Raw genomic sequence first — 23,814 nt, forward strand, 5'->3', positions numbered from 1 at the left:
ATGAAGCCGGAATCATTGCTCTATCCCGCTCCGAAGGGACTCTATTGCGAGAAGGGAAACTTCTACATCGATCCGGTTCAGCCGGTCGAAAGGGCGCTGATCACCCATGGCCATTCCGATCATGCCCGCGCCGGACATGGCCGCGTGCTTGCGACACGCGAAACGCTCGACATCATGCGCATCCGCTACGGCGACGGCTTTTGCGGTGAAAGCGAAATCGCCCGGCTCGGCGAAACGATCGCGATCGACGGCGTCCGGGTCTGCTTTCATCCGGCCGGCCATGTGCTCGGCTCGGCGCAAATTTCGGTTGAGGCGGGTGGGAAGCGGATCGTCGTTTCGGGCGACTACAAGCGGCGGCCCGACCCGACCTGCCCCACTTTCGAGCCCGTCCCCTGCGATGTCTTCATTACCGAGGCGACCTTCGGCCTGCCGGTCTTCCACCATCCGGACGACCGGGCGGAGACCGCCCGGCTTCTTGCATCGCTGAAGCAATTTCCCGAACGTGCCCATGTCGTCGGCGCTTACGCGCTCGGCAAGTCGCAACGGGTGATCGCGCTACTTCGCCAGCAAGGCTACGACGAACCGATCCATATCCACGGCGCGCTTGCCAAGCTCTGCGAATATTACCAGGCCGATGGTATCGACCTCGGCGATATCCGGCCGGCCACCCTTGCCGGCGACAAAAGGCCGGATTTCGCCGGCGGGATCGTCATCGGCCCGCCTTCGGCCTTTGCCGACCGCTGGGCGCGACGCTTCGCCGAGCCCGTCGCCGTCTTTGCTTCAGGTTGGATGCTCATTCGCCAGCGCGCCAAGCAGCGCGGCGTCGAACTGCCGCTCGTCATCTCCGACCATTGCGACTGGGCCGAACTGACCGGCACCATACGCGAGATCGCCCCGGCCGAAGTCTGGGTGACGCATGGCCGTGAGGAAGCCCTGGTGCGCTGGTGCGAATTGCAGGGCATTCCGGCGCGACCGCTGCATCTCGTCGGCTACGACGACGAGGGGGAGTGACGGATGAAAGCCTTCGCCGAACTGCTCGGCCGCCTCGTCCTGACGCCGCAGCGAAACGCCAAGATCAGGCTGCTTGCCGACTATTTCCGCAGCACCCCCGATCCAAGCCGCGGCTATGCACTCGCGGCGATCGGCGGCACGCTTTCATTCAACACGGTGAAGCCTGCCTTGATCCGCGACCTCTTGCTCGAGCGTATGGACGAGGTGCTGTTCCATTATTCCTATGACTATGTCGGCGATCTCGCCGAGACGGTGTCGCTGGCCTGGGAACCGCAGGCGGGAGTCGTTCCCGAGGACATTCCGCTTGGCGAGGTCGTCGAACGGCTTCAGCGGGCGGGACGTTCCGAGGTACGCTCGCTCGTCCGCGACATGCTCGACCGGCTCGACACCGCCGGCCGTTTCGCCTTTCTGAAGCTCGTCACCGGGGGTTTACGGATCGGCGTCTCGGCGCGGCTCGCCAAGCAGGCGCTCGCCGACCTGGGCGGCAGGGACATCGCCGAGATCGAAACCTTGTGGCACGGGCTTTCGCCGCCTTACCTGCCGCTCTTTCTGTGGCTTTCCGGCGAAGCGGAGATGCCCGTTCTCACCACGCCGGCCGTCTTTCACTCGGTGATGCTCGCGACGCCAATCGGCGAGGGCGATCTAGAAGGACTGGATCCGGCCGACTTCGCCGCCGAATGGAAATGGGACGGCATCCGCGTCCAGCTCGCCAATATCGGCGGGGTGCGGCGTCTCTATTCCCGCAGCGGCGACGAAATATCCGGCGCTTTCCCGGAGATCATCGAGGCCGCCGACATTGCCGGCGTGATCGACGGCGAGCTGCTGGTCGGCGGAACGATGCGCACCAATCGCGCCACCGCCACGTTCGGGGACCTGCAGCAGCGGCTGAATAGAAAGTCCGTCAACCGCAAGCTGCTCGAGGACTATCCCGCGTTTATTCGCGGTTACGATATCCTCTTTTCGGGTGAACGCGACATGCGGCCCGAACCTTTCCACGTCCGCCGCCAAGCCCTGACGGCCTTGATCGAAGCCGCTTCGCCACAGCACTTCGACCTGTCGCCGCTTGTTCCCTTTTCTACCTGGGAGGAACTGGACCGGCTGCGCTCGGAGCCACCGGATCCGGTCATCGAGGGGATCATGCTGAAGCGGCTCGACTCGCCCTATCTGGCCGGGCGGATGAAAGGCCCGTGGTTCAAGTGGAAACGCGCGCCCTTCAACATCGACGCGGTGCTGATGTACGCCCAGCGCGGCCACGGCAAGCGCTCGAGCTACTATTCGGATTTCACCTTCGGCGTCTGGGCGGAGGCAGAAGGCGGCATGGCCCTGGTTCCCGTCGGCAAGGCCTATTTCGGCTTTACCGATGCCGAACTGGAGATACTCGACCGCTATGTGCGCGACAACACGGTCGAGCGCTTCGGCCCGGTGCGCGCGGTCCGCGCCGAACCGGACGCCGGCTTTGTCGTCGAAGTGGCCTTCGAAGGGCTGAACCGCTCGACCCGCCACAAATCGGGTGTCGCCATGCGTTTCCCGCGCATCGCCCGGCTGAGACCAGACAAACTGCCGCGAGAGGCCGACAGGCTGGAGACGCTGCAGGCGATGCTCGGCATGAAAGGTTAGAACCGCGGTTTCCCGCCCTCGCCTATTTCAGCGGTTCCGAATGAAGAATTATTAAGGAGAGTTTGGAATATTCGGGCTGTCTGTCTCGCCGTCCGCATTCGCAGGGTCGTCTTGTGGCAAAAATAAATGGTCAATATTTCAGGAAATACCGGCTCTCGCGGATTCTGACGCTCAATTACGTCCCGGCGCTGATCGCCACCTTCGTCGTGCTGATTGCCGGGATTCTCGCCGACAATCAGAACCGGGTCGTTTTCGAAGCACGTCTGCGCTCCGAGGTGGCGGACGAACTCAATCCGATACGCTCGCGCCTGGAGAGCAGCGTCAACGGCAATATCCAGCTCGTTCGCGGCCTGATCGGCACGATTGCAACCGAGCCCGACATGCACCAGCAGCGCTTCAGCGAACTTGCGCAGAGCATCTTCAGCGAGCGCTCGCAACTGCGCAACCTCGCCGCAGCGCCCAATCTCATCGTCTCGATGGTCTACCCGCTGGCGGGCAACGAGAAGGCGATCGGCCTGAACTACCGCAACAACGACAAGCAACGCGAGTCCGTCATGCGTGTGGTGGCAAGCGGGAAGATGGTGCTTGCCGGGCCGGTCGATCTCGTCCAGGGCGGACGCGGATTGATCGGCCGCTTTCCGGTGACGGCCAATGCCGGCGGCGGCAAGCGCTTCTGGGGCCTGGTGTCAGCGGTCATCGACATCGACCAGCTCTATCGCGACAGTGGCCTCGTCTCCTCGGCCCTCGGTATCGACATCGCCATTGCTGGCCGTGACGGTCAGGGACGCGATGGCGCGATTTTCTTCGGCGATCCGGCGATCTTCGGAAAGGCGCCGGTGGAGGTGGACGTGACGCTGCCGGGCGGCTCCTGGCGGATGGCGGCGATACCGAAGGGCGGATGGCCGCCGACGCCGGACAATGCCCTGCAGGTCCGCCTCCTAATCATGCTCGGGGGCCTGATGATCGTCGTTCCGATGATCATCACGGGTTATCTGACGACGGAACGCCAGCGAAATATCCGCGCCCTGCGGCAGAGCAAAGATCAACTGCTCGAACTTTCGCATCGCCTGAAGATTGCGCTCGACACGTCCAAGATCGGCATCTGGGAACTCGATATCGACACCGGCAAGCTGCTGTGGGACAACCGCATGAAGGAGCTCTACGGCGTCGGCCCCTCTATCCGCGAAACCTTCGACGACTGGAAAGAGGCGCTGCATCCCGACGATCTTCCCCGCGCCAAGGCGGAATACGCCAAGACGGTCGCAAGCGGCGGCGCCTATAATTCCGAATTCCGCATTCGTCTGCCCGGCGGCGACATCCGATACATCCGCGCCAGCGGCTCGGTTCACATCGGCGCCGGCGGCAGCCGCAAGATCATCGGCGTCAACTGGGACGTGACGGCCGACGTCGAAACGCGGGCAAGACTCTCGGAAGCCAAGCGCCTCGCCGAGGCGCATAGCGCCGAACTGGAGGCGGCGCGGCACCGGATGGAATTCAACGCGCTGCACGACCCGCTGACAGGACTCCCGAACCGACGCTTCCTCGACCAGATCCTTGGCGACCGGACGCGGCACTTCGACGCCAAGGACAGGATCAGCATCTTCCATATCGATCTCGACCGTTTCAAGCAGATCAACGACACCATGGGCCATGCTGCGGGCGACGAGATTCTCAGGCACGCCGCCGGACTGCTGCGCTCGAGCGCGCAGGAGAACGACTTCGTCGCGCGGATCGGTGGCGACGAGTTCGTCATCATTCGTGCCGGCGGCAACGCCGAGGAAGATGCGGCGCTCGCCTCGGGCATCATCGAGGCGATGAGCACGCCAGTTCGCTACAAGGACCAGGAATGCCGCATCGGCGTCAGCATCGGCATCGCCGCCCAGGCCGCCGCGACCGACGAGCTCGCCCACATCCTCGTCAATGCCGACATCGCCCTCTACGAGGCGAAGAGGCGCGGCCGCAACCGGCACGAAACCTTCACCGGCGCGCTCAAGACCGCCGTGTTCCAGACGAAGCAGACGGCCGATGAGATCCTTCGCGGTCTTGAGCAGAACGAATTCGTCGCCCATTTCCAGCCGCAATTTTGCCCGGCGACGCTGGAGGTCATCGGCGTCGAAGCGCTGGCGCGATGGGATCATCCGACCAAGGGGCTGATCGGGCCGCATGCCTTCCTGAAGACAGCCGAGGACATCAACGTGGTCGCAGCCATCGACCAGGCGATCCTCGAACAGGCGCTGTTCCAGATCTGCCGCTGGGAGGCAAACGGCATCCGCATCCCCAAGGTGTCGGTCAATCTTTCCTATTCGCGCCTGCGCGACGAGGGGCTGATCGAGCGGCTGGAGCAGATGCGGATACCCGAGGGCCGGCTTTCCTTCGAACTGCTCGAATCGATCTCTTTCGACGAGAACGACACGACGCTGCTGTCGAACATCAGACGCATCAAAGAACTCGGCATCGACATAGAGATCGACGATTTCGGCACCGGCTACGCCTCCATCCTCAGCCTGTTGAAGCTGACGCCGCGCCGCCTGAAGATCGACCGGCAACTGGTGCTGCCCATTCTCGTGTCACCCCAGGAGCGCCGGCTGGTCGAATCGATCATCGATATCGGCACCTCGCTCGGCATAGAAGTGATTGCCGAGGGCGTCGAGACGCTCGAACACGCCGCCATCCTCAAACAACTCGGCTGCCACGGGCTGCAGGGCTATGCCTTCGCCCGGCCGATGAGCGCCAACGATCTCGCGGCCTTCGTCTTCGAGCGGAAGTGGCGCGCCGCCTAGGGCTCCCTCGGAAACGCGGCGCTCTGCTCCGGGGCATTTGTCTCGCCGGACGGCCGTGTTTTTCTCTGCCGGAAGGCTTGGCAGTAGAGCCCAAAAAAGTCATAAAAACATATGCCTCTGCCGCTTCGCGGATCATCCGGGCATGCCTGGTGACCGTTGCTTCGGCGGCCGTCCCATCGGAACCAGCCGTTCCAATCTCCGAGACCCCGAGACCGAGAGGGCTGAACGATCGAATACGCGGAAAAATTGCTGTCAGTCTTCATTCTCGCCCCATTCGGGGGAAGCCTCCTCGCAATCTTCTTTCCGTCAGATCAACGCGGCGCCACGGCCTGGTTCGCTGGCGCGATCGCCCTCATCTGCTTCCTGGTGACCGCCGGCCTCTATCCCTTCGTCGCCACCGGCGGCGTGCTTCGCTTCGAGATCGACTGGATCCCCGAACTCGGGTTGAACTTCAAATTGCGCATGGACGGGTTTGCCTGGCTTTTTTCGGCGCTCATTACCGCAATAGGCTTCTTGGTCGTCCTCTACGCCCGCTATTACATGGCCGAGGAAGACCCGGTGCCGCGCTTCTTCGCGCTGTTTCTCGCCTTCATGGGATCGATGCTCGGCGTCGTGCTTTCCGGCAACCTGATCCTGCTCGCGGTCTTCTGGGAAATGACGAGTATCGTTTCGTTCCTGCTGATCGGCTACTGGCATCACAACGCGCATGCCCGCGATGGCGCGCGTATCGCACTGACGATGACAGGCATGGGCGGCCTTGCGATGCTCGTCGGCCTGCTCCTGATCGGACGCGCCGTCGGCAGCTACGATCTCGACACCGTGCTCGCCTCGGGCGAGGCGATCCGCAACGATCCGCTCTACAACGCGATCCTGGTTCTCGTCCTGCTCGGCGCCCTGACGAAGAGCGCGCAATTTCCCTTTCATTTCTGGCTGCCGCATGCCATGGCCGCACCGACGCCGGTTTCCGCCTATCTGCATTCGGCGACGATGGTGAAGGCCGGCGTTTTCCTGCTGGCGCGGCTTTGGCCGGTGATGGCCGGCACGGAGGCCTGGTTCTGGATCGTCGGTCTTGCAGGACTGACGACCCTGCTGCTCGGCGCCTATTTTGCGATCTTCCAGCAGGATTTGAAGGGGCTGCTCGCCTATTCGACGATCAGCCATCTCGGGCTGATCACCGTTCTCCTGAGCCTCGGCAGCCCGCTGGCCGCCGTCGCCGCGGTCTTCCATATTGTCAATCACGCGACCTTCAAGGCCTCACTATTCATGGCCGCCGGCATCATCGACCATGAAACCGGCACGCGCGACATGCGCCGGCTGAGCGGACTTTTTCACTACATGCCGATCACCGCGACGCTCGCCATGGTGGCGAGTGCCGCCATGGCCGGCGTGCCTCTACTCAACGGCTTCCTGTCGAAGGAAATGTTCTTCGCCGAGGCGATCGAAACGCATCTCGTCAGTGCGCTCGACACCGCAACGCCCTATGTCGCGACGATTGCAAGCATGTTTGCGGTCACCTACTCGCTGCGCTTCATTCACAGCGTCTTCTTCGGGCCGCTGCCGTCCGACCTGCCGAAGAAACCGCACGAGCCGCCGCGCTGGATGCGCGCCCCCGTCGATTTCCTGGTGCTCGCCTGCCTGGTCGTCGGGATCATTCCGGCGCAAACGATCGGGCCCTTCCTCGACGCCGCCGTGATTTCGATCCTGCGCGAGGATACGCCGAGCTACAGCCTTGCCGTCTGGCACGGCCTGAACATTCCGCTGATCATGAGCTTCGTGGCGCTGTCGGGCGGCGTCGGCCTCTATTTCCTGATGCGCTCCTATCTCGCGACGGGCAATGAGGGTCCGCCTGTCTTCCGCCTGCTCCAGGGACAGCGCATCTTTGAGCGTGTCCTGGTGACGCTGTCGTGGAAATGGGCCCGCTCGCTCGAGCAGCGCCTCGGCACCCGCCATCTGCAGCCGCAGATGCGGCTCCTGGTGTTCCTGGCGCTCCTCGCCGGTGCCTTGCCCCTCGCGATCGGCGGCTTTCGGCTGCCGCCGCTCGTCGTCCGCGGCATCGATCCGGCCTTCGCCCTGCTTTGGGGTGTCGGCATCGCCTGCGCAGTCGGCTCGGCCATCCTGGCGAAATTCCACCGTTTGGCATCGCTCGCACTGCTCGGCGGTGCCGGGCTCGTCACCTGCCTCACCTTCGTCTGGCTGTCTGCTCCCGACCTTGCCGTCACCCAGCTTCTCGTCGAGATCGTCACCACGGTGCTCATCCTGCTCGGCCTGCGCTGGCTGCCGAAGCGCATCGAGGAGCCCGCGACGGCGGATATTCCGCTGAAGGTCCGCTTCCGGCGCCTGAGCGACTTCCTGCTCGCCACCATGGCGGGCGGCGGCGTGGCGCTGGTAGCCTACACGGTGATGACCCGGCCCCTGGTACCGGAGACCATCGCCGGCTACTTCCTCGGGCAGGCCTACCACGAGGGCGGCGGCACGAATGTCGTCAACGTCATCCTGGTGGATTTCCGCGGCTTCGACACCCTCGGGGAGATCGCCGTCCTCTGCATCGTCGCGCTCACGGTCTTTGCGCTGCTGCTGCGCTTCCGCCCGCACCTGGACAGTCTGGAATCGCCCGAACAGCAACGAGTGCAGAACGCCTATGACGACGATCATCCGGAGCGGACCGCGGGCGACAGCGTCGCTGAATATCTACACATCCCTTCGGTGATCATGCGCTGGATGTTCCCGGTCACCGGCATGCTCGCCGCCTATCTGTTCCTGCGCGGCCACGACCTGCCGGGCGGCGGCTTTGCCGCCGGAATTGCCATGTCGATCGGCTTCATCCTGCAATATATGTCGGGCGGCACCCGCTGGGTGGAGGAGCGGCTGCGCATCCACCCGCTTCGCTGGATGAGCATCGGTCTGCTCGTCGCCCTGGCGACGGGCGTCGGATCCTGGCTCTTCGGCTATCCGTTCCTGACATCGCGCGCCGAATATGCCACCCTGCCGGTCTTCGGCAAGGTTCCGCTCGCAAGCGCCATCCTCTTCGACCTCGGCGTCTTCTCTCTGGTGCTCGGCGCCACGGTGCTGATGCTTATCGCGCTGGCGCACCAGTCGGTCCGCCGCGCAGCGCGCGCCCATGCGCGGGCCGCGCGACCTGAAAGGGAGGCGGCACAATAATGGAGCTCATTCTCTCCGCCGGCATCGGCGCCCTCGCCGCATCGGGCGTCTATCTTCTGCTGCGACCACGCACCTATCAGGTGATCGTCGGACTTGCGCTGCTCTCCTATGCGGTCAACCTCTTCATCTTCAGCATGGGGAGGCTCCGGGTAAACGCGCCGCCGGTGCTCGAACCCGGCGGCGCGGGCGACCTCTTGCGCTACACCGATCCTGTGCCGCAGGCCCTCGTTCTGACCGCGATCGTCATCGGCTTCGCGATGACCGCGCTCTTTCTCGTCGTGCTGCTCGCGTCACGCGGCTTCACCGGCACCGACCATGTCGACGGAAGGGAGCCGCCGCGCGGTGACTGATTGGCTGCACCATCTTCTAATCCTGCCGATCCTGCTGCCGCTTGCCGTCGCGGCGATGCTGATCCCGATCGACGAGCGTGAGCGCACGCTGAAGGGAGCGATCGGCTTCGCATCGACGCTCGTCGTCTTCATCGTCACGATGATCCTGATGCGGCTTGCGGCGGCAGGCGAAGGGAGCCTGCCGGGCGCCGGCGTCTACCAGCTCGGCAACTGGCCGGCGCCGTTCGGCATCGTCCTCGTCCTCGACCGGCTGTCGGCGCTGATGCTCTGCCTTGCGAGCGGCCTGGCGCTTGCCGCCCAGGCCTATTCGATGGCCCGCTGGCACACGGCCGGTCACCATTTCCACTCGCTGTTCCAGCTGCTCGTCGCCGGTCTCAACGGCGCCTTCCTGACGGGCGACCTGTTCAACCTCTTCGTGTTCTTCGAGATGATGCTGGCGGCTTCCTACGGACTGCTGCTGCACGGCTCGGGCCCGTTGCGCGTCAAAGCCGGGCTGCACTATGTCGCCATCAATCTCGCCGCCTCTTCGCTGTTCCTGATCGGCGTCGGCCTGATCTACGGTACCACTGGTACGCTCAATATGGCGGATCTCGCGACGAAGCTTGCCACGCTCGCGCCGGAAAGCCGGCGGCTCGTCGAAACCGGCGCCGCGGTGCTCGGCGTCGCCTTTCTCGTCAAGGCCGGCATGTGGCCGCTGAGCTTCTGGCTGCCGGCGGCCTATGCAGCGGCGACCCCGCCGGTCGCCGCTGTGTTCGCCATACTCACGAAAGTGGGCATCTACGTCATCCTCCGCCTGCACATGCTCGTCTTCGGCACGGCCGCCGGCGCATCGGCCGGTTTCGGCCAGGATTGGCTTCTGACCGGCGGCATGCTGACGATCGCCTTCGGCACCATCGGCGTGCTGGCTTCGCAGGCCATGGGCCGGCTCGCCGCCTATTCCGTGCTCGTCTCTTCGGGCACGCTGCTTGCGGCGATCGGCCTCGGACGACCGGAAATGCTCGCCGGCGCGCTTCTCTATCTGGTCAGCTCGACGCTGACGATCGCCGCCTTCTTTCTGCTCATCGAACTCGTCGAACGCGGCCGCGATGCCGGCGCCGACGTTCTGGCGGTGACGATGGAAGCCTATGGCGACTTCGACGAGAAAGAGGAAGAGGAGGAAGTGGGCGTCGCCATTCCGGGCACGATGGCCATTCTCGGCCTCTGCTTCTGCCTCTGCGCCATTCTCCTGTCAGGCCTGCCGCCGCTTTCGGGTTTCATCGCCAAATTCGCACTGCTGCGCGGGCTCTTCAACGTGCCCGAGGCGAACCAGGCGATCGCGATTTCTGCCGCCGACTGGATCTATGTGGCACTTCTCATCCTTTCGGGCCTCGCCGCCATGATCGCCCTGAACCGTGTCGGCATCCGCACCTTCTGGGCGTCGATCGAGGGAACCATACCGCGCGTCGTCGTCATCGAGATCACGCCAGTTGCCATCCTGCTCGCCGCCTGCGTCTTCCTGAGCTTTCAGGCCGGCCCCGCGATGCGATACATGCAGGCGACCGCCGACGATCTGCTTGCTCCCCTCGTCCATAGCGAGCGAGTCCTTTCCGCGCCCCGGGCGGGAGGAGAGTAGCGATGCGTGCCTGGCTTCCCTACCCGCTGTTTTCGCTTGCCCTCTTCTTCATGTGGTTGTTGCTCAACCAATCGGTTGCGCCGGGCTCGATCATCGTCGGCGGCTTCCTGAGCGCGTTGCTCGGCTGGGTCATGGTGAAGCTGCAGCCGACCCGATCGCGGCTGCACCGTCTAAGCCTCATGGGAGGCCTTGCGCTCGCGGTCGTCGCCGACGTTGTTCGTTCGAACATCGCCGTTGCGGGGATCATCCTGCGGGCCCGGGGCAGGCCGGCGAACACCGGTTTCATGAGCGTCGACGTCGATCTGGAAAACGAGAACGCGCTGGCGCTGCTCGCCTGCATCCTGACGGCGACGCCTGGCACCGCCTGGCTCGAATACGACCGGCGCCGCAAGAGCCTGCTCATACATGTGCTCGATATCGACAACGAGGATCTGTGGCGGCGAACGGTCAAGCGCTACGCAGCAGGACTGAAGGAGATACTTCAATGATCGCGCTTGCAATCGTCTGGTCGATCCTGCTCGCCCAGGTCATGCTCACTTTGGCGATGGCCTTCGCGCTCTACCGGATGATCAAGGGACCCCGCGCCCAGGACCGCATCCTCGGACTCGACACGCTCTATATCAACGCGATGCTGATGCTGCTTGCCTTCGGCATCCGCACCGCCAACTCGATCTATTTCGAGACCGCGCTGATCATCGCTCTGATCGGTTTCGTCTCCTCCATCGCATTCGCGAAATTTCTCATGCGCGGCGAGGTGATCGAATGAACCATCTGGCCGACCTGCCCGCCTGGGCGGCGATCGCCGTCTGCGGCTTGCTGCTTCTCGGAGCCGCGATGACGCTCATCGGCTCGCTCGGCCTGTTGCGCCTGCCGAGCTTCTACGACCGTCTGCACGCCCCGACAATCGCGACCAGCGGCGGCACGATTCTTATCTGCCTCGCCTCGATGCTCTGCTTCGCGGTGCTGCAGAGCCGCTGGATCTTCCACGAACTGCTGATCATCTTCTTCGTCACGGTGACGACGCCGGTGACGCTGATGCTGCTCGGCCAGGCGGCTCTTTACCGCGACCGCGTCGAGAACCGCCAGGACGTGCCGCGCAAGCCGAAGCCCGCCGCGGAACTGGACTGCGAATGATGCCGCTCTATTCGCGGCCGCGGAAGCGGCGCTGATAGACAGGATCGTAGAGCGAGCTCTCCCGGAAGTCCGATGCTTCCAGCCCCGGTCCGACAAGGATCAGCGCAGTGCGCTCGATCGGATCGGCGGCGACCCGGTCGGCAATGTCGCCGAGCGTGCCGCGCAGCACGCGCTCATCCGGCCAGGACGCCTTGACGACGATCGCCACCGGGCAATCGGCGCCGTAGAGCGGCGTCAGTTCCTCGACGACGCGGTCGAGCGCATGGATGGCGAGGTGGATCGCCAGCGTCGAGCCGGTGGCGCCGAAGGCGGCGAGCGTCTCGCTGTTCGGCATCGGTGATGCACGGCCGGAAACGCGCGTCAGCACCAGGCTTTGCGACACCGCCGGAATGGTCAATTCGCGGCCGAGTGTCGCCGCGGCGGCGGCGAAGGCAGGCACGCCCGGCGTCATCGTATAGGCGATATCGTGTTTCTCTAGCCGCCGTATCTGCTCGGCCACCGCACTCCAGACTGAGAGGTCGCCGGAATGCAGCCGCGCGACATCCTCGCCGGCTTCGGCCGCGCGCACATATTCCGCCTCGATCTCGTCGAGCGACATCGGCGCCGTGTCGATGACGCGGGCGCCGGGCGGGCAAAATTGCAGGAGCTCCGGCGAGACGATCGAGCCGGCATAGAGGCAAATGGGGCAGCGGCCGATCAGGTCCCTCCCCCTGACCGTGATGAGGTCTGCTGCGCCCGGTCCCGCGCCGATGAAGTGAACGGTCATTGTCTATCCTCTTGAGTATTCCCGGCTCAGTCCTTGACCCAGGACCATTGCGTCACCGGCATGGCCGGGCGCCAGCCCGTCATCGTGCCGACCGGCGACGCGCGGGCGATGTCGATCCGGATCAAAGAGCCGCCGAGCCGGGCGTGATGGGCAAGCAGCACCGCTTCCATTTCCGTCGTCACGGCGTTGGCGACCAGTCGGCCGCCGGAGGGAAGCGCGGCGATCGCCGCCTCCATGACGCCGGCATCACTGCCGCCGCCGCCGATGAAGATCACATCCGGACGGGTGAGCCCGCGAAGCGCTTCCGGCGCCTGCCCCTCGATCACCGTCAGGCCGGGCACGCCGAAGCGAGCGGCGTTGCGGCCGATCCGCGCAGCCCGCTCGGGCAAAGCTTCGATGGCGATCGCCTGCATCGCCGGGTTCGCCAGCATCCATTCGATGGCGATCGAGCCGGAGCCAGCGCCGATGTCCCAGAGAAGCTCGCCCCTGCGCGGTGCCAGCGCCGAGAGCGTCAGCGCCCTGACCTCGCGCTTGGTGATCTGGCCGTCATGCTCGAACAGCGCATCGTCGAGCCCGCCGGCAAGCGGCAGGACGCGCGCACTTCCATCGGCGACGACCTCGACCGCGCAGACGTTCAGAGCAGCGATGTTTTCCAGCGCGAAGCTCGCGGCAAGGTGCCGAGAGATGCGCTCCCGTTCCCCGCCAAGCGCTTCGAGCACGGTAAGCGGCGACCGACCGAAACCGCTTTCGCAGAGCAGTCCGGCGAGCGCCGCCGGGCCGTTCCCGTCCGAGGTCAGCGCCAGCACGCGGGCGCCCGGCTGCAGCTGCGGCCGGATGAGGTCGAGCGGGCGGCCATGCAGCGAGACGGTTGCCACGTCCTGCAGCGGCCATCCGAGCCGCGAGGCTGCAAGGCTGAAGGCCGAGGGCGCAGGGATCGTCCGGATTTCGCTCGCGTCGATGCGGCGCGCCAGCGTGGCGCCAACACCGTAGAGGAAGGGATCGCCGGAGGCGAGCACCACGACGGGACTGCCGCGCCTCGAAGCGATCGCCTCGACCGATTTCTCAAAGGGGCTTTGCCAAGCTTCGCTCTCGCCCTGGATCAAGGACGCGGCGAGTTCGATATGACGGACGCCGCCGAAGACGACGGGGGCTGCCGCAATCAGCCGCTTGGCCTCGTCGCCGAGACCGGCTACACCATCTTCCCCGATCCCGATGACGGTCAACCAGGGAGCGACAATGGCCGAGCCGCTATTCGACATGTCAGCCACGGGCAGACCTCGCATCCTGATCCTCGGCGGCACGACCGAGGCGCGGCACCTTGGCGAGCGCCTTGCGGCCGATCCGCGCTACGACGCGGTGATCTCGCTCGCCGGCCGAACCGCCGATCCGCGGCCGCAGCCATTGCCAACGCGCGTGGGCGGCTTCGGCGGCGCCGAAGGGCTGGCCGTCTTCCTGGAGCTCGAAAACGTTTCCCTGCTGGTAGATGCGACCCATCCCTTTGCGGCGCGGATCTCCCACAATGCAGCGACCGCCGCGGCGGCGACCGGAACGCCGCTCTTCGCGCTGCGCCGGCCCGCCTGGGAGGCACAACCGGGCGATCGCTGGGCGCGTGTCGCAAGCGTCGCCGAGGCGGTGTCGGCCCTTGGCGCCTTGCCGCGCCGCGTCTTTCTGGCGATCGGCCGCCAAGAGGCCTTCCTTTTCGAAAAGGCGCCGCAGCACAGCTATCTCGTCCGCAGCGTCGATCCGGTGACGCCGCCGCTGAGCCTTCCCGATGCTACCGCGATCCTCGCGCACGGCCCCTTCGCCGAGACGGACGAGCTCAAACTGCTCCGAGAGCATGCGATCGATGTCATCGTCGCCAAGAACAGCGGCGGCACCGCCACCTACGGCAAAATCGCCGCCGCCCGGAAGCTCGGGCTCGAGGTGGTGATGGTCGAGCGCCACAAGCCCGCCGATGTGCCGACGGTCTCCACCTGCGATGAGGCGCTCGAACGCATTCATCAATTCCTATCCCCGGTGAAGGACCGCGGCGTGTAGACGAGATCCTGTTTGCCGCTACGGGCAACGATCCGCGTCTCCGGCGAGCCGATGATCACGCAGGTTGCCATGTCGGCGCGGTCGGCATCGGCTTCGCCGAGCGGCATCACCGCGATGTGCTCGTCCGGCCGCCCGGCCGCCCGGCCGAAGATCACCGGCACGCGGGGCGGCAGGACCTCGCGAAGGACATCGAAGGCCTTGCCGAGTTGCCAGGGACGCGCCTTGCTGATCGGGTTGTAGAGGGCGATGACCAGTCCCGCTTCCGCCGCGAGCCGCAGCCGCCTGGTGATGACCTCCCAGGGCTTCAGATTGTCCGACAGCGACATGGCGCAGAAATCGTGGCCGAGGGGCGCACCGATCCGCGCCGCCACCGCGAGCATGGCGGTGACGCCAGGGATGATCGTGAGATCGACCTGCCGCCACGCCTCCGGCCCCGTGTCGATCGCCTCGCAGACGGCGGCGGCCATCGCGAAGATGCCCGGATCGCCGCCGGAGACGACGCAGACATCGACGCCGGCGCTGGCGCGCGTCAGCGCGGCTCTCGCCCGGTCCAGCTCTTCGCGATTGTCGGAGGCGATCCGGCGCTGGTCGGCTCTCAGATGCAGCCGGTCGAGATAGGGGCCATAGCCGAAGAATTCGCTCGCAACGGCAATCGCATCCTGCGCCTCCGGCGTCATCTGCGCCGGATTGCCAGGGCCGGTGCCCACGATGAAGAGCTTGCCGGTCATGACCTGCCCTCCGCACCGGGCCTATCCTTCCAGCCGGGCCGATCCTTCCAACCGGGAACCAGGACCAGCGAAAAATATGGCGCCTCGTCGTCCGGCTTGTCGCCGAGCGGAATCATCGCCGCGTTCGTCATCGTGCCGCGCTCGACATAGACGGCAGCTTCGAGCTTGCCTGCCGCCGCAAGGGCGCGGCGGATCTTCGGCAGGTTGCGCCCGACCTTCATGATCACAGCGGCTTCAGTGTCGGCGAGGCGGCGCTGAAGCTCCTTCTCGCCCATCGTGCCGGGAAGAACCGAGAGAACGTCATCCCCCTGCACCAGCGGCAGGCCGGCAACCGACCAGCAGCCGGACATCGCCGTGATCCCGGGAATGACCTCGACCGGATACCGACCTGCGAGCCGCACGTGCAGGTGCATGTAGGAACCGTAGAACAGCGGGTCGCCCTCGCTCAAAACGGCGACGGTCCGACCGGCCTTGAGATGCATGGCTACCGCTTCCGCGGAGGCATCGTAAAAGTCGGTGATCTGCCGCTTGTAGGCCTCGTCGCCCTTGTCGATCTCGGTCGTCACCGGATAGTAGAGCGGCAGTTCCACCAGGTCGGGCTTCAAAAGTCCCTCGACGACGGCGCGGCCGTTGCCATTGCGCCCCGCCTTGGCGAAATAGGCGACGACATCCGCCTCGCCGAGCGCCCGCACCGCCTTGACGGTCAGAAGCTCCGGATCGCCGGGACCGGTCCCGACGCCGATCAGTCGGCCCGCCGCGCTCACAGCCCCGGCCTCGCCAGCGAATTCAGCGCCGCCGCCGTCATTGCACTGCCGCCGAGGCGGCCGCGAACGATCGCGAAGGGAACGCCATAGGAATTCTCGGCAAGCGCGTCCTTCGATTCCGCCGCGCCGACGAAGCCGACCGGCATGCCGAGGATCGCCGCCGGCTTCGGCGCGCCGTCGCGTAGCATTTCCAGGAGATAGAAGAGCGCCGTCGGCGCATTGCCGATGGCAACGACCGAGCCCGCCATCCGCTCGCCCCAGAGCTCGAGCGCCGCCGCCGAGCGCGTATTGCCGATTTCGGCGGCGATCTCCGCCGTGCGCGGATCGCGAAGCGAGCAGATCACCTCGTTACCGGCCGGCAGCCGCGCCCGGGTGACGCCCTGGACGACCATTTCCGCATCGCAGAAGATTGGAGCACCGTTCTTGAGTGCCGCGCGTGCGGCAGAGACGAAGTCGGGAGAGAAGACGAACTGACGCGCCGCTTCCACCGAACCGCAGGCATGCACCATTCGCACCGCCAGATCGGCCTCCTCCTCCGAGAAGCCGGAAAGATCGGCTTCCGCCCGGATGATCGCGAAAGAACGCTCGTAGATGGCATTGCCATCGCGGATATAATCGTAGTCAGGCATTTCTATCCCTGTTCAAACGCGTCGACGATGTGCGCCGTCCCGAGCCGTGTAAGACAGGAGCGCGCCGATTCGCCAGCGTCTTTGTTTTCCCTGACCAGCGCATTTAGCGCGGCCAGCGCGGCTTTTATCCCGCCCTCATCGGTGTAGGCGCTCGGCGCGACGGAAGCAGCCCCATTTACGACAAGCGCGTATCCTGATGGCGCACCGACAAGCGTCAGGGGAGAAGCTACCGGTCTGGCGCATCCCTTGGGACAGCCCGAGAGATGGATTGCGAGCGAGCCGTCGAGAAGGTCGGCACCGACCTCGAGCAATAGCCCGGCCACCACCTTGGTGTCCATCAGCGCCGAGGCGCAGGCAAGCCCGGCGCAGGTGGCGACGTGATTTCGCGGATCATCGGCGGAAACCAGGAAACCATGGGAAAGCGCCAGTTGTTGCGCGAGGGCGGCAGCTTCCCGCGACAGGCCGAGGACGAGGAGACCATGGCGCGGCGCGAGGCGTATTTCCGTTGCGCCCAATTCCCCGGCGCTTTGCAGGAAGGCGATGAGGCTGGCGCTATCGGTTTGCGCAAAAGCAAGAGCGACACCGAGCACGGTGCGACCGTCGCCGAAGTCGTGAATGCCCGCCGGCAAGAATGGCGAGGTGCCGCCGGCCGCCGGCAAGGGGTCGAGGCCGGCGGATAAACGCTGCCGGATGGCGTCCGCATCAAGATCGCGACCGCGTGCGGCTGGGCCGAAATGATCGAGCTCCGCCAGAATTTCCATCAGCGCAGGGACGACCCGCTCCGCCTCCAGCAGCGCAACCGGCCGCTCCGGGCGTCCCGCGCCGCCGAAGGACAGCAGCCAGCGAAGGCCATCCTCGCTGTTCCGCGCCTCAAGGCGGAGATCGGCCGCGACATCCCGCAGGTGGAAGCGGCCATTCCCATCGATGACGATGGACAATTTCGGTGCGAGCGCAAGCGCCGGACGACGTTCGGCAATCGCGTCGCGCAGGGCCGCGGCCAATGGCCGGGGGTCGGCGATTTCGCGCGGATCGAACCCGGCAAGCGGCGGCGTCTCGATCGCGACGCCGTCTGTAACGGCGATTCCCGCCTCCCCGATCGCGGCGGCAAGTGCCGGAACGCTTGAGGCGATCAGCCCGCGGACCTGCAGGTTGCCCCGAGCGGTTACTTCGATAATGCCGCTGCCGCAGTCTGCGGCCGCTTCAGCCAGTGCCCTTAGCTCGGCGGGCGTCAACCCACCGGTCGCCGGACGCAGCCGCACGAGCAGACCATCTCCGGTCTGCATCGGCGCTGCGAGCGACGGACAGGCGCCGCGGCGCATCGATGTGCCGGGTTCAGTTTGTGACCTGGGCGCAGCGCAGCTCGTCATCCTGTTCCAATATCCTCGGGGCGCATTGCGGGCACACACTCCGCGTCTGTGATAAAGCCTATATCACAGCCGCCTTCCTTGAGAGAGATCAAAGCCCAGGCAAGCGGCGTCTACTCGTCGAAGTCCGCACCCTTGCGCAGCAGATAGATATCCATGATCCAGCCCATGCGCTCGCGCGCGTCGGCCCTTGCCTTCAGGATTTCTTCCTTTACGTCGGCGAGACGCCCGGAAATGACGATCTCGTCCGGCGTACCGAGATAGGCGCCCCAGTAAATCTCCGCATCCGGATCGTCGATCTTCTGAAACGCCTGTTCGCCATCGAGCATGGCGACGGCCGTCTCGCTTTTGTGCGGAAAGCTCTCGGCAAGCCGGCGACCGGTGGTGATCTCCACGGGCTTGCCGACGAGGTTGAGAGGAATGCGATGGCTGGCGCAAAGCGCCTGAAGGCTGGTGATACCGGGAACTACCTCGAAGTCGAAGGCCACGCTGCCCCGCGCACGAACCCTTTCGACAATGCGGATCGTGCTGTCATAGAGCATCGGATCGCCCCAGACGAGAAAGGCGCCGGTCTGCCCGTCCGCGAGTTCGCTCTCGAGCAGCGCCTCATAAGTGGCGGCGATGCTCGCATGCCAATCATCGACGCCTTGGACGTAGCTGCGTCCCTCGGTCCGACGGACCGGCACGGTGAATTCGACGGTCCGGCTGTCGCTGCGCGTCACGTAGCGGGCGCAGATGTCGCGGCGCACCTCGGCAAGCTCCGTCTTCTTCGCACCCTTGGTCGGGATGAAGAGCACGTCGGCGCGGTTCAGTGCATTGACCGCCTGGACCGTGATGTGTTCGGGGTTGCCCGCCCCGATCCCGATGATCAGGATATGCCGCATGCCGTTTCTCCCGCTACGCGCAGTGCATGTCGCCCAAAAGTGTGCAGCGGTTTTGGGGCACCGACATGCACAAAACAAATCCCTAAAGCGCGTCGCATGTTTGAGCGCGCCCGCTTTAGACGCCAGTCTTTGGCGGATCGCGACCGGCCGCGCAAGGTCCAGGCACGACAGGAGAGGCCACCACGGCGTCAGCAGGGTGCCGCAGCCTGCCGATCGACGGCGAGAGGAGGATCGTCCGGCAGCCGCCAATCGATCGGATCGAGCCCCTTCGACGTGAGAAAGGCATTGGCTTTGGAGAAATGCCTGCAGCCGAGGAAGCCGGAATGTGCCGACAGCGGCGACGGATGCGGCGCGGTCAACACCAGGTGGCGGGAGCGGTCGACGAAGGCCGCTTTCTTCTGCGCATAGGAGCCCCAGAGCATGAAGACGACCGGCTGGGCCTGTTCGTTGACGGCGCGGATGACGGCATCGGTAAAGCGTTCCCAGCCCTTGCCCTGATGCGACGCCGCCCGGCCCCGCTCGACCGTCAGCACGCTGTTCAGGAGCAACACGCCCTGGCGCGCCCAGCTTTCAAGGAAGCCATGGCGGGCCGGCGGAATGCCGAGATCGTCGCGAAGCTCCTTGTAGATGTTGACCAGCGACGGCGGGGTACGCACGCCCGGCCGGACGCTGAAGCAGAGTCCATGCGCCTGACCGTCGCCGTGATAGGGGTCCTGGCCGAGTATCACGACCCGAACCTTGTCGAGCGGGGTCAGGTCAAGCGCCCGGAAATATTCGCTGCCTCTCGGAAAGATCTGTCGGCCCTGCTGCTTCTCGTCCAACAGGAAGCGCTTGAGATCGGTCATATAGCCGTGGAGGAATTCGTGCGCCAACGCCGTCTTCCAGCTCTCTTCTAGCCTGATCGTCGCATCCATGGATTCGCCTCGTTCTTCGTCGCTCCGGAATTTAGCCCCGCTATTGCCCACTGCAAGCATGCGCGCCGGATTTAGCCCGTTCCGTTCACTGCTTCGATTAGCCTTCTGGCAGAGCATTGTATTTCGTCCGATATAGCGCTAACGAGAACGGAGAGACCGTTATATCCTGCAAAATATCACGAGAGAGATGGAGGCAAATGCGATGAGGGGGGGGAGACACTGGCTTAAGGGTTTGATGCTGGCGCTCGGCCTGATTTTGGCTGGCGCAGCATTGGCTCCTGCCCAGGCGGAAGAAAAAGTTACGGTATTTGCCGCGGCAAGCCTGAAGAATGCCCTCGACGCGGTCAACGCCAAATGGAAAGACGAGACGGGCAAGGAGACGACCGCCTCCTATGCGGCAAGCTCGGCGCTCGCCAAGCAGATCGAACATGGCGCGCCTGCCGATATCTTTATCTCGGCCGATCTCGCCTGGATGGATTACCTTGCCGAGAAGAAGCTGATCAAGGACGACATCCGCTCCAACCTGCTTGGCAACCGTCTCGTCCTCGTTTCCGGCAAGACCGACGCCGCGCCTGTCGAGATTAAGCCGGGCCTAGACCTCGCCGCTCTTCTCGGCGAAGGACGCCTGGCAATGGGCGCCGTCGATTCGGTTCCCGCCGGCAAATACGGCAAGGCCGCACTCGAAAAGCTCGGCATCTGGCCGACGGTCGAAGCAAAAGTCGCGGGAGCCGAAAGCGTGCGCGCCGCCCTGCTTCTCGTTTCGCGCGGCGAGGCCCCCTATGGCATCGTCTATCAGACGGACGCGGCCGCCGATCCGGGCGTGAAGGTTGTCGGCACCTTTCCGGAATACAGCCACTCGCCGATCATCTACCCGATAGCGATCACCGCAGAGAGCAAGAACCCGGACGCGGCTGCCTATCTCGAATTCGTCAAGTCGCCCAAGGCCGCGGCGTTTTTCCAGGCCCAGGGGTTCATCGTGCTTGAATAGGGTCTTGCGCCACCGGCGTTCGACCGGGCAGAACGTGTTCGCGTCGTGCATGCAATCGGTGCACGGCGCGGCACCTCTGTGACGGGAGCATAAAATTGGACTGGATGGTCTTGAGCGACGCGGAATGGACGGCCGTCCGCTTGAGCCTGCGGGTGGCAACGGTCGCAATGCTTTCGAGCCTGCCGGTCGCGCTTCTCGTCGCCATGGCATTGGCACGCGGTCGCTTCTGGGGCAGGTCGATCCTGAACGGCCTCGTGCACATGCCGCTGATCCTGCCGCCGGTCGTCACCGGCTTCGTGCTGCTCCTGCTGTTCGGCCGGCGCGGACCGATCGGCGCCTTCCTCGCCGACAATTTCGGCCTTGTCTTTTCCTTCCGCTGGACGGGTGCAGCACTCGCCTGCGCCGTCATGGGCTTTCCGCTGATGGTGCGCAGCATCCGGCTGTCGATCGAAGCGGTCGACCGGAAGCTGGAGGACGCCGCCTCAACGCTCGGCGCCAATCCGATCTGGGTGTTCCTGACCGTGACCTTGCCGCTGATTCTGCCCGGCATCGTCGCCGGCATGATCCTTTCCTTCGCCAAGGCGATGGGCGAATTCGGCGCGACGATCACCTTCGTCTCGAACATCCCCGGCGAGACCCAGACGCTTTCCGCGGCGATCTACAGCTTCACCCAGGTGCCGGGCGGCGACGCCGGCGCCATGCGGCTCGCCATCATCTCCATCATTCTTTCGATGACGGCGCTGATGCTGTCGGAATTCCTCGCCGTCGCGGCGGCGCGACGGACGGTCGCCGCATGAGCCTCGAGGTCGAAGCGCGCCACCGGATTGGCTCATTCGCCATCGACGCCGCCTTCCGCTCGGAGGGCGGCGTGACGGCGCTTTTCGGCCGTTCCGGCTCCGGCAAGACTTCGCTGATCAACATCGTCGCCGGGCTGCTGCGACCCGATCGGGGCCGCATCGTTCTCGACGGCGATGTGATCGCCGACAGCGAGGAGCGGCTCTTCACCCCCGTTCACCGCCGGCACTTCGGCTATGTCTTCCAGGAGGCCCGGCTCTTTCCGCATCTGAGCGTCCGCCACAACCTCGCCTATGGGCGCTGGTTCGCCGGCGCCGGCAAATCCGACTCCGAGTTCCACAAGGTCGTCGAAATGCTCGGCATCGGAGATCTGCTCGAGCGCCGTCCTTCGACTCTCTCTGGCGGCGAACGCCAGCGCGTCGCCGTGGGGCGGGCGCTGCTTGCAGCACCCCGGCTGCTGCTGATGGACGAGCCGCTCGCCGCCCTTGACGAGGCCAGAAAGGCGGAGATCCTGCCCTATCTCGAGCGGCTCCGCGATGAGACCAAGATACCGATCGTCTATGTCAGCCATTCCGTCGCGGAGGTGGGGCGGCTGGCCGAGCGCATCGTGGTGATCGAGGAGGGCCGGGTCAAGGCATCCGGCACGGCGTCCGCGATTCTCAACCAGCCGGCGGCCGCGATCGTGCGGCGGGAGACAGGCGCCTTAGTTGAAGGCGTGGTCGTAAGCCACGATTCCCAGCATCGACTGACGGTGGTGCTGGCCGGCGAATGCCTGATCCGCATACCGCATCTCGTCTCCACACCCGGCAATCGCCTCCGCCTTTACATCGCCGGGCGCGACGTGATGCTCGCCACCACGAAACCGGAAGGGATCAGCGCCCTCAACGTCCTGAAGGGAACGATCATCGATCTTTCACCGGCGCAGGAGGGCAGCGTCGACGTCCGCGTCGACTGCGGCGGCAATGTCATCGTCTCCCGCATCACCGCCCTCTCCCGCGAGACGCTCGGGCTCGAGCCGGCCAAGCCTGTCCACGCGATCATCAAGACGGTCGCGTTGGACTATTAGGACGGTTGCGCAGGTCGTTTCGCGGATGAGCTTTCCGTCCGGCGCGATGCTTCGCCCGATCGCGCCGCCTCCAGCCAGTCGAGGTCTTCTGCGATCGCGCTCCTCGCCTTGGCTTCCATCCCCCGAAAGCGCTCGATCAGCGTCTCGCCGAAGACGGTAAGCGCCGCACCCCCGCCCTGCTTGCCGCCCCGCTGCGACTCGACTGCGGGCTCCTCGAACATCCGGTTGAGCGCATCGACCAGCAGCCAGGCACGCCGATAGGACATGTCCATGGCGCGGCCGGCGGCGGAGATCGACCCGGTCTCGCGGATCAGTTCGAGAAGCATGATCTTGCCGCGCCCGAGGCGACCCTCGGGCGGGAAATCGATGCGCAGGACGAGGCGAAGCTCTTTGTCGGCTTTGGGCATGCGCCGCAGCATAGACATTGCGGCAGGCGGCGAAAAGGCCTGCGCTCAGAGGCTCATGCCGCCGTCGACCACATGCACATGGCCGGTCGTATAGGCCGAAGCGTCGCTGGCGAGATAGACGGCGAGCGCGGCGATTTCCTCCGGCGTGCCGAGCCGGCCCATCGGCTGGCGGGCGATGAAGGCGGCGCGCGCCTCCTCGTAGTTGCCCTGCGCCCGCATCCGCTCCTCGAGCGACGGCGACTGCACCGTGCCGGGCGCAATGGCGTTGCAGCGAATGCCCTTGCCGATGAAGTCGATCGCCACCGACTTGGTGAGGCCGATGACCGCCGCCTTGCTGGCGGAATAGACGAAGCGGTTCGGCACGCCCATCGGCACGCCGGCGACCGACGACATGTTGATGATCGAGCCGCCGCCCTTTTCGACCATGCCCGGCAGGAAGGCGCGGATCATCCGGAACATCGATTTGACGTTGAGATCGAAGGCGAAGTCGTAATCCTTGTCGCTCGCATCCAGGATCGTGCCGGCATGGACGAAGCCGGCGCAGTTGAAGAGGACGTCGACAGGACCAGTGCGCGCCGCAAAATCGGCGATCGCCGCTTCGCTCAGCACGTCGAGCTTCGCCAATTCGATCCCGGTGGCTGCCAGCTCGGCGAGCTTGTCCTCGTTGATGTCGGTTGCGATCACCGACGCCCCTTCCCGGCTGAACGCCTCGGCCGCCGCGCGGCCGATACCTTGTGCCGCAGCCGTGATCACAGCACGCTTGCCCGCAAGAAGTCCGCTCATTGTCCGCCTCATCGATCCGGTATGAT

Annotated in this window: 23 protein-coding genes; 13 read left to right on the top strand and 10 right to left on the bottom strand. The window is 65.2% G+C overall.

All coding sequences use genetic code 11. The annotated features are described in order from the left end of the window. The 9 genes from CO656_RS25645 (at position 1) to mnhG (ending at position 11,663) form a co-directional block, all read left to right on the top strand. On the top strand, positions 1–1,011 hold the full coding sequence (locus tag CO656_RS25645; protein ID WP_097527619.1) for a ligase-associated DNA damage response exonuclease: 1,011 nt from the start codon (positions 1–3) through the stop codon (positions 1,009–1,011). A 3-nt stretch (positions 1,012–1,014) separates the two neighbouring features. Continuing rightward, the gene (locus tag CO656_RS25650; RefSeq protein ID WP_097527620.1) at positions 1,015–2,628 is read left to right on the top strand and encodes a cisplatin damage response ATP-dependent DNA ligase; all 1,614 of its coding nucleotides are present in this window, start codon (positions 1,015–1,017) and stop codon (positions 2,626–2,628) included. A gap of 113 nt (positions 2,629–2,741) precedes the next feature. Continuing rightward, positions 2,742–5,408, top strand: a complete 2,667-nt coding sequence (locus CO656_RS25655) for an EAL domain-containing protein (protein WP_097527638.1) — start codon at positions 2,742–2,744, stop codon at positions 5,406–5,408. A 246-nt stretch (positions 5,409–5,654) separates the two neighbouring features. Beyond that, positions 5,655–8,567, top strand: coding sequence for a monovalent cation/H+ antiporter subunit A (locus CO656_RS25660; RefSeq protein ID WP_097527621.1), 2,913 nt, complete (start codon positions 5,655–5,657; stop codon positions 8,565–8,567). Next, entirely contained in the window at positions 8,567–8,917 is a 351-nt protein-coding gene (locus tag CO656_RS25665; RefSeq protein WP_037414305.1) for a Na+/H+ antiporter subunit C, read from the top strand. The genes CO656_RS25660 and CO656_RS25665 overlap by 1 nt, the downstream gene beginning before the upstream one ends. Then, positions 8,883–10,529: a monovalent cation/H+ antiporter subunit D gene (locus tag CO656_RS25670; protein ID WP_179864840.1), complete on the top strand. Its 1,647-nt coding sequence runs from the start codon at positions 8,883–8,885 to the stop codon at positions 10,527–10,529. Before CO656_RS25665 ends, CO656_RS25670 begins: the two co-directional genes overlap by 35 nt. A gap of 2 nt (positions 10,530–10,531) precedes the next feature. Continuing rightward, the gene (locus CO656_RS25675; protein WP_037414302.1) at positions 10,532–11,017 is read left to right on the top strand and encodes a Na+/H+ antiporter subunit E; all 486 of its coding nucleotides are present in this window, start codon (positions 10,532–10,534) and stop codon (positions 11,015–11,017) included. Then, a complete protein-coding gene (locus tag CO656_RS25680; RefSeq protein WP_037414300.1) occupies positions 11,014–11,295 on the top strand; it encodes a K+/H+ antiporter subunit F in 282 nt (93 codons plus the stop codon). The genes CO656_RS25675 and CO656_RS25680 overlap by 4 nt, the downstream gene beginning before the upstream one ends. After that, positions 11,292–11,663: a monovalent cation/H(+) antiporter subunit G gene (gene mnhG / locus CO656_RS25685; protein WP_097527623.1), complete on the top strand. Its 372-nt coding sequence runs from the start codon at positions 11,292–11,294 to the stop codon at positions 11,661–11,663. The genes CO656_RS25680 and mnhG overlap by 4 nt, the downstream gene beginning before the upstream one ends. A 7-nt stretch (positions 11,664–11,670) precedes the next feature. Here the strand turns inward: mnhG and cobM are convergent, their stop codons facing one another. Continuing rightward, entirely contained in the window at positions 11,671–12,429 is a 759-nt protein-coding gene (cobM, locus tag CO656_RS25690; protein WP_037414296.1) for a precorrin-4 C(11)-methyltransferase, read from the bottom strand. A gap of 26 nt (positions 12,430–12,455) precedes the next feature. Next, on the bottom strand, positions 12,456–13,688 hold the full coding sequence (gene cbiE / locus CO656_RS25695; protein WP_179864841.1) for a precorrin-6y C5,15-methyltransferase (decarboxylating) subunit CbiE: 1,233 nt from the start codon (positions 13,686–13,688) through the stop codon (positions 12,456–12,458). Between cbiE and CO656_RS25700 the strand changes: the two genes are divergently transcribed. Next, on the top strand, positions 13,666–14,466 hold the full coding sequence (locus CO656_RS25700; protein WP_037414397.1) for a cobalt-precorrin-6A reductase: 801 nt from the start codon (positions 13,666–13,668) through the stop codon (positions 14,464–14,466). The two genes, cbiE and CO656_RS25700, sit on opposite strands and share 23 nt — an antisense overlap. Here CO656_RS25700 and CO656_RS25705 read toward each other — a convergent pair. From CO656_RS25705 to ung, 6 genes are all read right to left on the bottom strand, one after another. Then, entirely contained in the window at positions 14,430–15,194 is a 765-nt protein-coding gene (locus CO656_RS25705; protein WP_097527625.1) for a precorrin-3B C(17)-methyltransferase, read from the bottom strand. The genes CO656_RS25700 and CO656_RS25705 overlap by 37 nt on opposite strands. Next, positions 15,191–15,958: a precorrin-2 C(20)-methyltransferase gene (locus CO656_RS25710; protein ID WP_097527626.1), complete on the bottom strand. Its 768-nt coding sequence runs from the start codon at positions 15,956–15,958 to the stop codon at positions 15,191–15,193. Before CO656_RS25710 ends, CO656_RS25705 begins: the two co-directional genes overlap by 4 nt. Continuing rightward, positions 15,955–16,587: a precorrin-8X methylmutase gene (locus CO656_RS25715; protein ID WP_097527627.1), complete on the bottom strand. Its 633-nt coding sequence runs from the start codon at positions 16,585–16,587 to the stop codon at positions 15,955–15,957. The genes CO656_RS25710 and CO656_RS25715 overlap by 4 nt, the downstream gene beginning before the upstream one ends. Positions 16,588–16,589: 2 nt before the next feature. Continuing rightward, positions 16,590–17,954 carry a precorrin-3B synthase gene (gene cobG, locus CO656_RS25720; RefSeq protein ID WP_097527628.1) on the bottom strand — a complete coding sequence of 455 codons (1,365 nt, stop codon included), beginning with the start codon at positions 17,952–17,954 and terminating at the stop codon, positions 16,590–16,592. 110 nt (positions 17,955–18,064) lie between these two features. Next, positions 18,065–18,835, bottom strand: coding sequence for a precorrin-6A synthase (deacetylating) (gene cobF, locus CO656_RS25725; RefSeq protein WP_037414285.1), 771 nt, complete (start codon positions 18,833–18,835; stop codon positions 18,065–18,067). Positions 18,836–19,023: 188 nt separating this feature from the next. Beyond that, complete coding sequence (gene ung / locus CO656_RS25730; protein ID WP_037414284.1) at positions 19,024–19,749, bottom strand: uracil-DNA glycosylase; 726 nt, start codon at positions 19,747–19,749, stop codon at positions 19,024–19,026. 202 nt (positions 19,750–19,951) lie between these two features. On the opposite strand from ung, the gene modA reads away from it, so the two are divergent. From modA to modC, 3 genes are all read left to right on the top strand, one after another. Then, on the top strand, positions 19,952–20,737 hold the full coding sequence (modA, locus tag CO656_RS25735; protein WP_097527639.1) for a molybdate ABC transporter substrate-binding protein: 786 nt from the start codon (positions 19,952–19,954) through the stop codon (positions 20,735–20,737). A 104-nt stretch (positions 20,738–20,841) separates the two neighbouring features. Further along, positions 20,842–21,534 carry a molybdate ABC transporter permease subunit gene (modB, locus tag CO656_RS25740; RefSeq protein WP_162109070.1) on the top strand — a complete coding sequence of 231 codons (693 nt, stop codon included), beginning with the start codon at positions 20,842–20,844 and terminating at the stop codon, positions 21,532–21,534. Further along, entirely contained in the window at positions 21,531–22,598 is a 1,068-nt protein-coding gene (modC, locus tag CO656_RS25745) for a molybdenum ABC transporter ATP-binding protein (RefSeq protein ID WP_097527629.1), read from the top strand. The genes modB and modC overlap by 4 nt, the downstream gene beginning before the upstream one ends. On the opposite strand, the gene CO656_RS25750 is transcribed toward modC, so the two are convergent. Continuing rightward, a complete protein-coding gene (locus CO656_RS25750; RefSeq protein WP_050988173.1) occupies positions 22,595–23,005 on the bottom strand; it encodes a winged helix-turn-helix domain-containing protein in 411 nt (136 codons plus the stop codon). The genes modC and CO656_RS25750 overlap by 4 nt on opposite strands. A gap of 45 nt (positions 23,006–23,050) precedes the next feature. After that, positions 23,051–23,788, bottom strand: coding sequence for an SDR family oxidoreductase (locus tag CO656_RS25755; protein WP_097527630.1), 738 nt, complete (start codon positions 23,786–23,788; stop codon positions 23,051–23,053). Positions 23,789–23,814: the final 26 nt, after the last annotated feature.

Source organism: Sinorhizobium sp. FG01 (assembly GCF_002531875.1).
GTDB classification, from domain to species: domain Bacteria; phylum Pseudomonadota; class Alphaproteobacteria; order Rhizobiales; family Rhizobiaceae; genus Sinorhizobium; species Sinorhizobium fredii_C.